This is a genomic window from Acidovorax sp. GW835-FHT14B10 (assembly GCF_058793725.1).
In genome coordinates this window covers 1-998 of the sequence record NZ_JBXAGC010000077.1, presented here as the reverse complement: position 1 = coordinate 998, position 998 = coordinate 1, and the positions used below count along the sequence as shown (strand labels likewise).

The 998-nt window shown below is 61.3% G+C and carries 1 protein-coding gene; it reads left to right on the top strand.

What is annotated here, in order from left to right:
* Positions 1–133 precede the first annotated feature (133 nt).
* A partial coding sequence (locus tag AC1Q5S_RS22275; protein WP_492239459.1) for a tyrosine-type recombinase/integrase occupies positions 134–998 on the top strand: 865 nt, incomplete at its 3' end.

The following is a 998-nucleotide window of genomic DNA, read 5'->3' as shown; positions in this document are numbered from 1 at the left end:
CGCCGGTTATGTTGCGGCCCGAGATATGTGGCCATCGGCGGCGCCGTCAACGCGGTTACACGATTCTGCGGTAGTTGACACAACATAAATATCGGCACCTGCTGGCAGCCCTTCTTCACTTTTGAGGCCTGCCATGTTCGAGAAACTCTTCGCCGATGTCGGCACGATCGCACGTCATCGTGACGGCCCCCTGTTTGACGAGCGACACCGCTATTTGCTTCACTGCGCCTCAGTCGGCGCCACGCTGCACACACAACGCAATCGGGCCAGAGCCTTGCTCTGGCTCGCCATGTCTCTTCCGGCAGGCGTCCACCGCCAGGTCGACGCTGAACAGCTGCGCCGGCTGATAGCAGCGCACCGGCCGCCTGTTACTGACCAAACGGCAGCGGGCCTGCTCAACATTGGGCGACCATGGCTGAAGTTCATTGGCTGGTGGCATCAGCCCGAGCAGCCAATTGCATTCCCCGAGGCGCTCGATCGGTTCGTGGTGTGGATGCGGGACGAGCGAGGCCTGACGCCGTGCACAGTCGAGCAGTGGCGCTACCGTACGGCCAACTTCCTAAGGTGGTGCAAGGAGACGGGTAGAGATCTCAAGTCGCTTGAGCCCAAAGACATTGACGCCTACTTCGTGACCTATGGCGCGCAGCGATGGTCACGAATCTCCGCTGGCCATATCGCGAGAATGCTGCGCGTGTTCTTCAAACATGCTGCTTCGACTGGCGCGTGCTCAAAGAGCTTGGCCGGCTCAATCCTGTGCCATCGGCGTTACCGCCTCGAGACGCTCCCTTACGCGCTGGGCTGGCATGACGTTCAGCGGTTGATCAACACCGCCACAGGTAGCACCGAGGATGACGTGCGGGATCGAGCCATCCTTCTGTTGCTTGCGATCTATGGGCTGCGACGCGGCGAAGTCGCCGCCCTGCGCCTCGAAGACATCGACCGCGAGCAAGGCCACATCCGGGTCTGGCGGCTCAAGCGCCACCAACCGCAAATCTATC